Raw genomic sequence first — 13572 nt, forward strand, 5'->3', positions numbered from 1 at the left:
GGCCTTTCTAGCAGCCTGGAACGGGTTTCAGAACCCGCCCGGTGGAATGCGGAATATCGGTTTTTCCGGCCCCCGGCGGGCGGCTTGGATCGCACGGTCCAGCGCATCCAGAAAACGTGATCGATCTGCCAGTGCCATGGCGCTGGGGCCATGGGTGGGGCCGCCGCGGGCGAGTTCGGTTTCGCGCATATGGCGGGCGATCTCACGCCCGGCCAGCGCGCTGCCAATGTTTTGCGCCGTCCAGTCATGGCCCTTGAAGGAGAGGGCCCGGGCGCCCTTTTCCAAGGCGCGGGCGGCGAGGGGGATATCGGCGGTGGTGATCACATCGGTGGGGCTCGCTTGCTCCACGATCCAGTCATCGGCGGCATCGGCCCCCTCGGCGACGATGACCTGGCGAACAAAGCGCTCCTCCGGCGGCCGAATGGGGCGGGAGCCATTGGAGACCAGCACCACCTCACAGCCCAGCCGGGCAGCCACCCGGATGATCTCCTCGCGCACCGGGCAGGCATCGGCATCAACCAAAATCCGCGTCACAGCCCCACCACCGTGACCGTATGGCCGAGTGACTCCAAAAAGCCCCGCAGCGCCCGCGGCGCCACCGCGACGGAGGCGGTATTGCGCAGCGGGTGGCACCATAGCGGCTCCGGCCCCTCGGCGATGGCGGCATCGAGGGCGAATTGCACCTGCCCCGGCGCCGCATTCACCAGGCCCAGCGGCGTGACCGAACCTGGGGTCACGCCCAGCACCGCGACCAGTTCCTCGGCCGAGGCCATGGTCACCTTGGGCCAACCCGCCGCCCGCGCCAGGGCATTGACCGAGACCACCCGGTCCTCCTTCAGCGTGGCGAGGAAAAACCCCTCGCCCTTTGCCGCGCGCAAAAACAGATTCTTGCAATGCAGCCCGGGCAGATCGCCCCGCAGCACTGCCGATTCGGCCACGGTGAAGACGGCATGATGCTCCACCACGCGCGCCGCGATGCCCGCCTGTGCCAGCATCGCCAGCGCCTTGTTTGAAGCCGCTTTGGTCAACGCCGGCGGAACCGCTCCACCGCCGCCACCAGCGCGGTGCGAATGCCCGGCTCCAGCGCCGAATGCCCCGCATCGGGCACCACCGTCAGCCGCGCCCGCGGCCAGGCGGCGGAGAGGTCAAAGGCGGTCTCGGCCGGGCAGACCATGTCATAGCGGCCCTGGATGATCTCGGCCGGGATATGCGCCACCGCCGCCATGCCGGCGAGCAGCCCACCCTCGCGCAGGAAGAGCTTATGGGCGAAGTAATGCGCCTCGATCCGGGCGAGGCCGAGCGCCGTGCGGTCCTGCGCGAAGCTCGCCACCGTGTCCGGGCTGGGTAGCAAGGTGGAGCATGACCCCTCAAAGGCGCTCCAGGCCCGGGCGGCTGGTAGATGCACTGAAGGCTCGGGGTCGGTCAGGCGCTTGAGATAGGCCGCCAGCAGGTCGCCGCGCTCGGGCGTGGGAATGTGTTCGGCGAAATGCGCCCAGGCATCAGGGAAGACCCGCTTGAGGCCATAGAGAAACCAATCCACCTCGGCATCACGGCCGAGAAAGACGCCGCGCAGCACGCAGCCCACCACCCGGTTGGGATGCGCCTGGGCATAGGCCAGCGCCAATGTGGACCCCCAGGAGCCGCCGAAGAGCAGCCATTTCGGAATGCCCAGAAAATGGCGCAGCACCTCAATATCGGCCACCAGATGCGGTGTCGTATTCGCCGTCAATTCACCCAGCGGGCGGGAACGGCCAGCGCCACGCTGATCAAAAATGATGAGGCGCCAATGCGCGGGGTCAAAAAACCGCCGATGGACCGCGCCCGCGCCAGCACCGGGGCCGCCATGCAGAAAGAGCACGGGCTCACCCATGGGGTTGCCCACCTGCTCCCAATACATGACGTGGCCATCCGAGAGCGGCAAAAAACCGGTCTCGAAGGGGGCAATATCGGGAAAGAGGTCGCCACGGGGCATAAAGTGTTTATCCGCTGCCGGCCGTTGTAATTCAACATCCCCCTTTGGCTTTCGCGCATCAGGGACTAACTTTGTCACGATCATGGTCATTCCCGCCCCCCAGCCCCGCAGCACGACGCATCGCTCCCCCCCCGGAGAGGTGACATGCGCCGTATGCGGCAGCGAAAGCCGGCAGGTGATGTTTCGCGCCGGCGCGCCCGAACAGGCGCCCGATCTGGACCTGCGCCCAGGCGAGCCGCTGCGTTCCACCATGGGCCATTGGCTGCAGCAATGCCCGCGCTGTGGTTATGCCGCGCCTGATATCAGCCAGGCCCGGCCCTCGGCGGCCCGAGTCGTTGGCGCCGCCCCCTTCCGCAGTCTGGTGAGCGAGGTGGCGCACCCGCCCTTGTCGCGCCGCTTTCTCGCCTGGGCGCATGTGCTGGAGGAGACCGGCGCCATGCATGAGGCCGCCGAGGCCATGCTGCAGGCGGCCTGGACCGCCGATGACCTGAACCGGCAGGACCTTGCCCGCAATTGGCGGCTGGAGGCGGTGGCGCTGTGGCGCTCCGGCCCCGGGCTGGATGCCGAGCAGCAGGTGCGCGTGGTCGATGCGCTGCGCCGGGCCGAGGCCTGGGATGGTGCGGCTGATGCCATCGCCGCCATGCTGCGCGACCAGCCGCCCGAGGCGGTGCGCCAGGTGCTGGCGCTGGAATCGCGGCTGGTGGAGAGTTCCGATGCCAGGCGCCACACCGTGGCCAGCGCCCTGCCGCCGCCCGCCCGCCGCCCGCATGTGGCGCATCAAAAGCTGGCGGGGCGGAGCAGCCTGTTTGGTTGGTTCAGGCGGTTATTCGGGCGGCGATGAAGCAGTTTCAAGCCTTGCCGCTTCGCAAGGTGAATCGGAATATGCGTTAAAACAGGGGCTGGGGCCGCCTCATCGGCTTCGCTTCGGGTGACATGGCGCTAGCCGAGCGCCGCAAACCCCGCCTCCGCCGCTGCCAGAACCGCATCCATATCCGCCCGTGTATGCGCGGCATTGAGAAACATATTGTGCTTGGGGTGCAGATAGGCCCCATGCTCCAGCGCCGCCCGGCAAAATGCGCCGCCCTTTTCGAAGCCTGCATCATCATCAAACAGCCACAGCGGCATCGCCACCGGCCCAGATTGCCGCAGCCCCACGCCATGGTGCTGGGCGAGATTGGCCATACCCTGGCGCAGATAGGTGCCGAGGCCTTCGAGGTATTCCGGCAGGCCGATGCGATCCATCTCGCCCAGCGTCGCCACCGCGGCGGCCATGGGCACGGCACCGCACCAGAAACTGCCCGTGATGAAGATTTTCGCCGCAGCGTTGCGCAGGGAATCGCGCCCCAGCACCGCGGCCAGCGGATGGCCATTGGCAATGGCCTTGCTCCAGGCTGAGAGGTCCGGCTGCACCCCCAGCCGCTCCCACGAACAACCGCGATGCAGCCTGAAGCCCGCGCGCACGTCATCAATGATCAGCGCCGCACCCGACCTGTCGCATAGCGCCCGCGCCCCCTGGGCAAAGGCCAGTGAGGGCATTTCCTGATCCAGCACATTGTCGTGCCGGAAGCCGGTGATGATCACCGCCGCCAGATCGCCGCCTGCGGCATCGGCGGCGGCCTGCAGGCTGGCCAGATTATTATAGACAAAGCGGCCCTGATTTGCGCGGTCCTCCGCCGTGGTGCCGGCGGGCACCGGCGTGCACCAGGGCAGGGCACCATGATAGGAGCCCTGGGCGATCAGCACCGTGTTCCGCCCGGTGGCGGCGCGGGCGATGGTGACGCAGGCGGTGGTGGCATCGCCGCCATTCTTTTGCAGCATCGCCCAATCGGCATGCGCCACGCGCTCGACCAGCGCCTCGCAGAGTTCGACCATCACCGGCGCTGGGCCATTGAGGCAATCGCCCAAGGCCGTCTGGCGCGCCACGGCCGCATCCACCACCGGGTTGTGATGGCCCAGCACAATGGGCCCCCAGGAGCACATCAGGTCAACATAGCGCTGGCCATTGGCATCCCAGATATGCCCGCCCTCGGCGCGGGTGAAGAATTGCGGGTAACCCGCCGGCAGCCTGCGGGTGTCCAGATGCCCCCACATGCCCCCAGGCACCACGCGCGCGGCGCGGGCACGCAGGGCCGCATCGCCATCCAGCGGACTCAAACCTCAACCTCCCAGAACATCGGATAGGCGGCGCGCGGCAGGTTGCGCAGCCTGTCACGATACCCCGCCGGAATGGTGAACTGGCCCCACATCACCGCCGGCACATGCGCCACCGCCGCCGCCTGGATGCGCCCGGCCAGGGCACGCCGCGTCGCGCCGTCTTCCGCCCGCGCGAAGGCGTCGATCAGCCCGCGCATGTCCCGGTCGCAATCCCAGCCCGGGAAATCCGCGCAGGTATTGGCCACATAGAAATGCGTCAGCGGCGAAATCATATCCGTGCCATTGGCGTAGACGGCGAACATATTCCAGCCGTCGCGCCGCGCCCTTCGCGCCAGCAGGGTGCCCCAGTCCATCACCTGTTCCTGCACCGAGAAACCGGCCTGCTGCATGCCCTGTATCATCACCTGTGCTGCCGTCTGGGAGATGCCGCCCTGGGTCGTGAGGAACTGGATGGGCTGGCCGCGATAGCCCGTCGCCGCCAGCATGGCCCGCGCCGCCGCAGGGTCGAAGCCGGCGGCCTCTGCTCCCTGCCGGCTGTCGAGTGGTGTGTCGCACATGAAAAAGCTGGGACAGGGAGGGGCGCGAAACCGCTCGGGCACGCCTATCGCTGTCAGGATGGAGGCTTGGTCCAGGCACTTCCACAACACCCGCCGTACCGCCGGGTCGTCAAAGGGCGGTGCTGCGTGGTTGACCCGAAAACTGCCCTGGAACTGATGGATGCCGCCCAGGCCCAGCAGCCGCACGCCCCGCGCGCGCTCCAGCCTGGGGATCCAGTCAAACGGCAGATACTGCATATAGTCCAATTCGCCCGCCATCAGCGCGGTGGCGCCCGTCGCCTGATCGGGCATGGCGCGCAGCGTGACCTGGTCGATCTTCACCCGCTTGCCGCCGGCCAGAAAGCTGGCCGGCTCGGCGCGCGGCACGTAATCGGCAAAGCGCTCCAGCACCATCGAGGCGCCCGGCCGCCATTCGCTGGCACGGAAGCGGAAGGGGCCCGAGCCCACGATCTCGCGGATGCGCGTCTCCACCGGTACCGCCGCCAGCCGCTCGGGCAGCATCACCGGCAGCGGCGCATTGGGCTTGCCCAGCACATCGAGCATCAGCGGGAAGGGCGTCTTCAGGGTAAGGCGGAAACCGCGCGCGCCGGTGGCCACCAATTCGGCCTTGGCAGCCCAGAGCATGCGCCCCAGCGCATCCCTCGGGGCCCAGCGCTCCAGGCTCGCCACGCAATCAGTGGCGGTGACCGGCGCGCCATCATGCCAGCGAAGCCCGGGGCGCAGCAGAAAATCCCAGCGCAGCCCATCGGCCGAGGTCTCGAAACTCTCCACCATCTGCGGGCGGATCACGCCCTCACCATCCATGGCGAAGAGCGTGTCGAAGACGTGGGTCGCGAAGGTGCGGGTGATGGCGGCGGTGGTGGCGTGGGGGTCCAGGATCACCACCTCGCTCTCCAGGGCCACATTCAGCGCGCCCGCGGCCGCTGCGTGCCGTGCGAGAAAGGGCAGGGCCATTGCCCCCATGGCCGCACGCCGGTCTATCCGCATGGTCACGCCTCCATTGTTTTGCCGAGGCTAGGCATGGTGGCCAGCGGCCGACAAGCGTGGTGTGTTACGAAAATGGACAGCACCGAAACAATCCGCGCCGCCGCGCAAGCCGCCCTCCCGCCGCTGGAAGGGGAACTGCATGTCGCTGGCCTGACCGCCAGCGTCACCGTCCATCGTGACCCTGAGGGCATCCCCCATATCCGTGCCGAAAATGTCGCCGATGCCTGGTTCGCCCAGGGCTTCGTCCATGCCCAGGACCGGCTGTTTCAGATGGAGCTGAACCGCAGACGGGCGCTCGGGCGCAGCGCGGAATGGCTGGGGGCGGCGGCTTTCGCCTCCGACGCGCTGGCCCGCCGCCTTGGCATTGAGAGCGCCAGCCGGCGTGACGCCGCCGCACTGGGGGCCGATGCCCGGGTGATGATCGAAGCCTATGCCGCGGGGGTGAACGCTTTCATTGCTTCAGGCGCGCCGCTTGCCATCGAATACCAATTGCTGAGCGCAACACCCGAGCCCTGGCAGGGCTGGCACACCATCGCCGTGATGCGCCGCCTGGGCCTGCTGATGGGCAGCGTGTGGTTCAAGCTGTGGCGCGCCGCTGCCCTGCCGGTGGCCGGGCGCGGTACCAGCCTGCTGCGCTATGATGATGGTGGGATGGATGCGCTGATTCTGCCGCAGGGCAAGGAATCGCTGCGCTGGCGGGCAGGGCTGGAATTCCTCGCCCCGGCCGTGACCGCCCTGCTGGAAGCCGCCGAGGCCGATGCCACCGGCGGCGGCAGCAACAATTGGGCGGTGAGCGGCGCGCAATCCGCCACCGGCCGCCCCTTCCTGGCTGGCGACCCGCATCGGCTGTTCGAATTGCCCAATATGTACGCCCAAGGCCATCTCGCCTGCGATGCCTTCGATGTGGTGGGCCTGACCGTGCCGGGCGTGCCCGGCTTCCCGCATTTCGCCCAGAACGGCGCTGTGGCCTGGTGCGTGACCCACACCTTCGCCGATATTCATGACGTCTATCTGGAGCGCTTCGAGAATGGCCGTGTGCTGTTCCGGGGCCAGTGGGAGGCGCCGTCGCGGCGCATGGAAAGCATCGCCATCCGCGGCGAGGCAGCGCGCGAGGTGGAGGTGGTGGAAACCCGCCATGGCCCCGTCATTGCCGGCGACCCGGCCTCGGGCCACGCGCTGGCGCTAAAATCGGTGCAATTCGCCGAGACCGATCTTTCCTTCGACTGCCTGCCCAAGCTGCTGCGGGCGAAAACCGTGGCCGGTCTGTTCGAGGCGACGCGCGGCTGGGGGCTGATCGACCACAACCTCGTCGCCGCCGATACCGATGGCCATACCGGCTTCCTGCTGCGCGCCCGGGTGCCCCGGCGTGGCCGCGAGAATGGCTGGCTACCCATGCCGGGCTGGACGGGCGAGCATGAATGGGATGGCTGGATCGCGCATGAGGCTATGCCCCAGGTGATAGACCCTGAGGGCGGCATCATCGTCACCGCCAATAACCGCGTGGTGGCCGATGACCACCCCGATTACCTCTGCACCGATTGCCACCCGCCCTACCGCGCGGCGCGCATCGCCGCGCTGCTCAAGCAGTCCGGCGCGCGCGCACCCGGTGCGGCGGGGGCGATCCATGCCGATACGCTCTCGGCACCCGCCGCCACCTTCCAGGCCGCGCTGCGCGCCATCGAGGTCGCTGGGCCCGGTGCTGCGGTGCGGGCGAAAATCCTGGAATGGGATGGCCATATGGAGGCGATGGCGACCACCCCCACCCTCTATATTGCTTTCCGCCTGGCGCTGACCCGGCGCTTTGCCGCTGCCAGCGGCCTGGGCGCGCTGGCGGGCCACCCCTGGCTGGCACCGGCGCCGGGTGTCGCACCGCTGACCCAGCTTTGGTGGGCGCTGCCGGCCCTGCTGCGCAGCCAGGACACCACGCTGCTGCGCGGGGCCGATTGGGACCAGCTGATGGCCGAGGCGCTGGACGAGGCCGCCGCCGCCACCGCCGAAGCCTGGGGTGAGGCGCATAAGCCGCGCTTCGCCCATCCGCTCTCTAGCCTGTTTCCGGCCGCTGCCGCGGTGCTCGACCCGCCTTCGCTGCCCATTGGCGGCGATGGCGATACGGTCTGGGCCAATGGGCTGGTCGCACCACTCGGCCCCCGCGCGACCTATGGCGCCCTGGCGCGCTATGCCTTTGATGTGGGGGATTGGGAGAAGAGCCGCTGGAGCGTCTTCCTCGGCGCCTCCGGCCACCCGGCCAGTCCGTTTTATGCCAATCAGCACGCGGCCTGGGCAAGTTGCAGCATGACGCCGATGCGTTATGGCTGGGCTGGTATCGCTGCCGGTGCGGTGGCTACGCAGCGGCTGCTTGCCTAGCGGGCTGCTGAAAACCGGCGAGCGAGCGACAATAAGATCGAGGGGCTTTGCCCCTCGAGCACCCCAAAAGGAAACTGAGTTTCCTTCACCTTCGATCAATTATCGGTATAAAAAATTTTCAAAGGTCCAGGAAAATCATTTTCCTGGTGGGAGAGCGGGAAAGGGCAAAGCCCTTCCGCTCTTTTCGTTCGCAATCAGGCTTTGTCAGCAGCCTGCTAGCCGAGCAGCGTCGTGATGCGGCGCTGCAATTCGGCCAGCAGCCGGGGCGCGCCGCCTTCGTGGATCAGCCCGGCGAATTCGCTGCGTCGCGAGGCCAATTCGCTGATCGTGCCGGTCAGATAGACATCCACCACCCGGCCATTGCGCAACAGATAGCTGAGCACCACCGGTTCCTGCCCACCGGTGCGGTTCAGGATGGTGCGGACCAGCTGGTCGCCATTGGGCGTGGCCTGAACGGCCTGGGTGGCGAAGCTCTCGCCCGAAAAGCCGTCAAAGCGGGCGGCATAGGTGGCGATGGACCAGCGGGTGAAGGCCTCGGTCAGCGCGGCCTGGTCGGCGGCGGTGAAGCCTGTCCAGGGCGGGCCGATGGCGATGCGCGTCATCGTCACCAGATCAAAGACCTGCGCCATCACCGGCGCCAGCCGGTCATAGCGGCCGCGCACGCCCAGGCGGGGCGCATTGCGCATGATGTCTAGCAGGGTGCTGTGAAACCCCTCGACCAGCGCGGCTGGGCTTTGCGCCCGAGCGGTTGCGGCGGCGAGAGACATGGCGAGCGCCAGAAGGGCGCGGCGGTGCATGGACATGGTCCCCTGTAGCACCATGGCCCTGAGGGAACGAGGGTGGACCGCCCGCCCCGCCCAGGCCACAACGCCGCTATGGATGAACGTTTCACCACCTTCGTCACCGGCGCCACGGGTTTTCTGGGCAGTTCGGTGGCCCGTGCCCTGGTGGCGCGTGGCCATAGGGTGAGCGCGCTGGCCCGGCCCGAGACGCCGCGCGGCGTGCTCGATGGCCTGCCCATCGCCTTCACCCCGGGTGACCTGACCGACCCGGCGAGCCTCGCTCTGGGCATGGCAGGCTGTGATGCGGTGATCCATTGCGCGGCGGATTACCGCATCTTCGTGCCCGACCCGGCGGCGATGTTCGCGGTGAATGTGGCGGGCACCGAGGCGGTGATGCGCGCCGCCATGGCGGCGGGTATGCGCCGCATTGTCCATGTCAGCAGTGTTGCCACCCTCAAGCCGCGCGCCGATGGCAGCCCCGCCACCGAGGCCGATGCCGCAACCCCCGCCGAGGCCATCGGCCCCTATAAGACCAGCAAGACCGAGGCCGAGCGCCTGGTCGAGCGGATGGTGCTGGAGGAGGGGCTGCCCGCCACCATCGTCAACCCCAGCACCCCCATCGGCCCGCGTGACCGCCGGCCAACCCCCACCGGCCGCCTCATCCTGGAGGCCGCGCGGGGCAATATGCCGGCCTATGTCGAGACCGGGCTCAACCTCGTCCATGTCGAGGATTGCGCTGCCGGCGTGGTGGCCGCGCTGGAGCATGGCAGGCTGGGCCAGCGCCATATTCTGGGCGGGCAGGATGTCAGCCTGGCCGAATTGCTGGGGTATATCGCCACTCGTTATGGCCGCCGCCCGCCCTTCCGCCTGCCGCGCGGCCCGCTCTTCCCGCTTGCCTTCCTGGCCGAGACGGCGGCGCGGGTCACCGGGCGAGAGCCGATGTTGACCCTGGATGGGCTGCGCATGGCCGGCCATCGCATGTATTTTACCGCCGCCCATGCGCAGGCGGTGCTGGGCTTTCACGCTCGCCCCTGGCGCGAGGCGGTGGATGACGCGCTGGGCTGGTTCACCGAACAGGGCATGCTGTGATCTGGCTGGGTGCGGCTGCGCTGCTGGCCTGGCTTGTGCTGCTGCTGGGGCGGGGAATGTTCTGGCTGTGCCGGGAGAATGATGCCCAGGCCGCGCCAGACCTGCTGCATTGGCCCGATGTCACCATCCTGGTCCCGGCCCGTGACGAGGCCGAGACCATCGCAACCGTGGTGCAGGCGCTGCTGGCGCAGGATTACCCGGGCGGGCTCGCATTATGGGTGGTGGATGACCGCAGCGGTGATGACACCGCCGCCCTTGCACGCGCCGCGGCCGGCGGGGATGCGAGGCTGCAAGTGGTCACCGGCCGTGACCGCCCGCCGGGTTGGACTGGCAAGCTCTGGGCCTTGCAGCAGGGGCTGGCAGCGGCCAATCCCACCACGACCTATCTGCTCTTCACCGATGCCGATATTCACCATGCGCCCGACAGCCTGCGCCGCCTCGTGGCCCGGGCCGAAACAGGTGGCTATGCGCTGACCAGCCTGATGGCGAAGCTGCGCTGCGAGAGCCGCGCCGAGCGTTGGTTCATCCCCGCCTTCATCTATTTTTTCCAGATGCTCTATCCGTTCCGTTGGGCCAATGACCCCGCCCGCCGCATGGCCGCTGCGGCGGGTGGCTGCGTGCTGCTACGGCGGGCGGATTTCGAGGCTGCGGGTGGCGTTGCGGCGATTCGCGGCGCGATGATCGATGACTGCACGCTGGCTGCGGCCATCAAGCGCCAGCGCCCGGGCACGCGGATCTGGCTGGGGCTGACCGAGCGGGTGGTCTCGCTGCGTGCATGCCCGAGCATCGAACCGATTCGGAGGATGGTTGCGCGCACCGCCTATGCCCAACTGCGCTACAGCCCGGCCCTGCTGCTGGGCATGCTGCTGGCGCTGACGCTGGTTTTCCTGGTGCCGCCGGCGCTGACATGGTGGGGCAGCTTCTGGGCCCGGCTGCTCGGCCTCGCGGCCTGGCTGGGCATGGCGCTGAGCTTCGTGCCGGTGCTGAGCTTTTACCGCCTGCCGGTCTGGCGTGGTGTGGCTTTGCCGGTGGTGGCGATGTTCTACATGCTCTTCACCCTGGACAGCGCCATCGCCCAGCATCGCGGCCAAGGCGGCATGTGGAAGGGCGAGGCCGGCCCCGCACCGCCTCCGGGCTGACGCGCCCCGCGCATGTCAGATTGTTCATGCCGCGACAATCACTGTGATGGTGGCGGAGGAAAAGTCCCTCGATCTTGTTCTCCCGTGCTATTCGTTTTTCAGTAGTCTGTTGGATGTTTGGTGCGACCATGCCGCCGGCCCAACCTGGCCGATACGCTCTGCAACAGCAGGGTGGCTTCGCAAAACCGACCAAATCGCTCTATGGCGTGCCGCTGACCGCTATCTGCCTGATGGGATCACCGTGTCTTGGATAGTCTGCCTGGTATCGCCCCGCCTGTGTCCGTGACCGGCGACGCGCCGCGTGGCGCGGCGCTGGATGCGGCTGTGCTGCGGGCGCGGGATGCGCTGCTGCGCCGCCAGCGTGAGGACGGCCATTGGGTTTTCGAGTTGGAGGCCGACGCCACCATTCCGGCCGAATACATCATGCTGCGCCGCTTCTTTGGCCAGCATGACCCGGTGCGTGAGGCCGCCATTGGCCAATACCTCCGCCGGTTGCAGGCGCAGCAGGCGCCGAGCGCGGCCGGTGGCTGGCCGCTCTACCATGCCGGCAAGATCGATATCTCCTGCTCGGTGAAGGCGTATTTTGCCCTGCGCCTGATCGGTGATCCCGTCGATGCGCCGCATATGATCCGGGCGCGGGAGGCGATTCTGGCCGCGGGTGGCGCGGCAAAAAGCAATGTCTTCACCCGTTGCACCCTGGCTTTGTTCGGCCAGGTGCCCTGGCATGCCGTGCCGGTCATGCCGCCGGAACTCATCCTGCTGCCTCGATGGTTTCCCTTCCATATCGGCAAGATCAGCTACTGGGCACGCACCGTGCTGGTGCCGTTGACGGTGGTGATGGCGCGCCGGCCACAGCCCGTGGCGCCCATCGGTGTCGATATCGGCGAACTCTTCGCCACCCCCCCTGATGAGGTGCGCGAATGGCCGGGGGGAGCGCATCAGCAGGAACCCTGGTCCAGCCTGTTCAAGGCGGTGGACAAGGCGCTGCAGCGCGCCCAGAGGCTCTTCCCCCGCACCCACCGCATCCGCGCCGAGGCGGCTTGCGAAAAATTCGTCAACGAGCGGCTCAATGGCGAGGATGGGCTGGGGGCGATCTACCCCGCCATGGCCAATGCCATCTTCATGTATCACGTCATGGGCGTGGCCGAGAGCGACCCGCGCATGACAACCGCCTGGGCCGCCATCGAGAAACTCGTCTGCGAGCGCGCGGATGGTGAGACCTATGTCCAGCCCTGCCTCTCGCCGATTTGGGACACCGCCCTGGTGGCGCATGCCCTGCTCGAGGCCGGCGGGGCTGAGGCCGAGCAGGCGGTGGGCCGCTGCGTTGAATGGCTTTTGACCCGCGAGATCACCGAGGTGCGCGGCGACTGGGCCTGGCAGCGGCCGCATCTCAAGCCCGGTGGCTGGGCCTTCCAATACGAGAATGCGCATTACCCCGATGTGGATGACACCGCCGTGGTCGTGCTGGCCATGGACCGCCACCGCCGTGCCACTGGCACCGCACCGCCGGGCACCGACCAGGCCATTGAGCGCGCGGTGGATTGGACCATTGGCATGCAGAGCCGGGGCGGAGGCTGGGGCGCCTTTGATGCCGACAACACCCATCATTACCTCAACCACATCCCCTTCGCCGATCATGGTGCGCTGCTCGACCCACCAACGGCAGATGTGACGGGGCGCTGCCTTGCCATGCTGGCCCAGCTTGGCGAGGCCTCGCAGAAGCCCGCGCGGGAGGCGGTGGCTTATCTGCTGGCCGAGCAGGAGGCCGATGGCGCCTGGTATGGCCGCTGGGGGGTGAATTACGTCTATGGCACATGGTCGGCGCTGACCGCGCTCAACGCCGCCGGCCTGCCGCATGAGCATGCCGCGATGCGCCGCGCCGTGGCCTGGCTGGAAGCGCGCCAAAACCCCGATGGTGGCTGGGGCGAGGATGGTGATACCTATCCCGAGCGGGGCGGCACCGCCCCCGATGGCGGCAGCCGGCGGAATTCGGCCTCCACATCGAGCCAGACGGCCTGGGCACTCCTGGCGCTGCTGGCGGCGGGTGAGGCTGATAACCCAGCCGTGGCGCGCGGCGCCACCTACCTGCTGCGCAGCCAGACCGAGGCCGGCGAATGGGATGAGGATGATTATTCCGGCACTGGTTTTCCGCGGGTGTTTTATCTGCGCTATCACGGCTATCGGCAGATTTTCCCGCTTTGGGCCTTGGCAAGGCTGCGCAATCTGCAGATGAGGAATTCGCGGCAGGTCAGTTTCGGATTGTAGTCCCAAGATTATTAATCCTTGGACTTTGTGTCGGTTCGCCCATCATAATCCCTGCCTGTGTTGATCGCAGGATAATCCGCCATGCTCAGCCGCCGCTTCCTGCTCGCCTGGCCCATGCTGCTGCTCGGCGCCTGTCCGGGTGAGGCATCCGCCATGAGGGCCATTCGCCAGCGCCGATTCAACCCGATCGGCCGTGCCCTTAGGCCGCGTTACCCGCAGCTTCCCAGGCTTTGGCCCAACTGAGCGCCGGGCGCCAAGCTTCC

11 protein-coding genes are annotated in these 13572 nt (G+C 67.8%); 5 read left to right on the forward strand and 6 right to left on the reverse strand.

From position 1 onward, the window contains the following. Positions 1-27: 27 nt before the first annotated feature. The 3 genes from ABWP84_RS01295 to pip are packed head-to-tail and all read right to left on the reverse strand — an operon-like array spanning position 28 to position 1972. The gene (locus ABWP84_RS01295; protein ID WP_353210177.1) at positions 28-534 is read right to left on the reverse strand and encodes a YaiI/YqxD family protein; all 507 of its coding nucleotides are present in this window, start codon (positions 532-534) and stop codon (positions 28-30) included. Beyond that, positions 531-995, reverse strand: a complete 465-nt coding sequence (locus ABWP84_RS01300) for a prolyl-tRNA synthetase associated domain-containing protein (RefSeq protein WP_353210178.1) — start codon at positions 993-995, stop codon at positions 531-533. Before ABWP84_RS01300 ends, ABWP84_RS01295 begins: the two co-directional genes overlap by 4 nt. A 29-nt stretch (positions 996-1024) precedes the next feature. Further along, positions 1025-1972 (reverse strand): prolyl aminopeptidase, encoded by a 948-nt coding sequence (pip, locus tag ABWP84_RS01305; protein WP_353210179.1) that lies wholly within the window; start codon positions 1970-1972, stop codon positions 1025-1027. An 82-nt stretch (positions 1973-2054) separates the two neighbouring features. Here pip and ABWP84_RS01310 point away from each other — a divergent pair, with 82 nt between their 5' ends. Further along, positions 2055-2813: a hypothetical protein gene (locus ABWP84_RS01310; protein ID WP_353210180.1), complete on the forward strand. Its 759-nt coding sequence runs from the start codon at positions 2055-2057 to the stop codon at positions 2811-2813. A 98-nt stretch (positions 2814-2911) separates the two neighbouring features. Here the strand turns inward: ABWP84_RS01310 and ABWP84_RS01315 are convergent, their stop codons facing one another. Together ABWP84_RS01315 and ABWP84_RS01320 are read right to left on the reverse strand one after the other, a co-directional pair. Next, positions 2912-4126: an aminotransferase class III-fold pyridoxal phosphate-dependent enzyme gene (locus tag ABWP84_RS01315; protein WP_353210181.1), complete on the reverse strand. Its 1215-nt coding sequence runs from the start codon at positions 4124-4126 to the stop codon at positions 2912-2914. After that, complete coding sequence (locus ABWP84_RS01320) at positions 4123-5670, reverse strand: ABC transporter substrate-binding protein (RefSeq protein ID WP_353210182.1); 1548 nt, start codon at positions 5668-5670, stop codon at positions 4123-4125. The genes ABWP84_RS01315 and ABWP84_RS01320 overlap by 4 nt, the downstream gene beginning before the upstream one ends. A 72-nt stretch (positions 5671-5742) precedes the next feature. Between ABWP84_RS01320 and ABWP84_RS01325 the strand changes: the two genes are divergently transcribed. Beyond that, positions 5743-8034 carry a penicillin acylase family protein gene (locus ABWP84_RS01325; protein WP_353210183.1) on the forward strand — a complete coding sequence of 764 codons (2292 nt, stop codon included), beginning with the start codon at positions 5743-5745 and terminating at the stop codon, positions 8032-8034. 215 nt (positions 8035-8249) lie between these two features. On the opposite strand, the gene ABWP84_RS01330 is transcribed toward ABWP84_RS01325, so the two are convergent. Continuing rightward, positions 8250-8837: an ABC transporter substrate-binding protein gene (locus ABWP84_RS01330; RefSeq protein WP_353210184.1), complete on the reverse strand. Its 588-nt coding sequence runs from the start codon at positions 8835-8837 to the stop codon at positions 8250-8252. A gap of 72 nt (positions 8838-8909) precedes the next feature. Between ABWP84_RS01330 and hpnA the strand changes: the two genes are divergently transcribed. The 3 genes from hpnA (at position 8910) to shc (ending at position 13309) form a co-directional block, all read left to right on the forward strand. Then, complete coding sequence (gene hpnA, locus ABWP84_RS01335) at positions 8910-9905, forward strand: hopanoid-associated sugar epimerase (protein ID WP_353210185.1); 996 nt, start codon at positions 8910-8912, stop codon at positions 9903-9905. After that, a complete protein-coding gene (locus ABWP84_RS01340; protein ID WP_353210186.1) occupies positions 9902-11044 on the forward strand; it encodes a glycosyltransferase in 1143 nt (380 codons plus the stop codon). Before hpnA ends, ABWP84_RS01340 begins: the two co-directional genes overlap by 4 nt. Positions 11045-11326: 282 nt before the next feature. After that, complete coding sequence (gene shc / locus ABWP84_RS01345; RefSeq protein ID WP_353210187.1) at positions 11327-13309, forward strand: squalene--hopene cyclase; 1983 nt, start codon at positions 11327-11329, stop codon at positions 13307-13309. The last annotated feature ends 263 nt before the right edge of the window (positions 13310-13572 follow it).

The organism is Rhodovarius sp. (assembly GCF_040399605.1).
Lineage (GTDB): Bacteria > Pseudomonadota > Alphaproteobacteria > Acetobacterales > Acetobacteraceae > Rhodovarius > Rhodovarius crocodyli_A.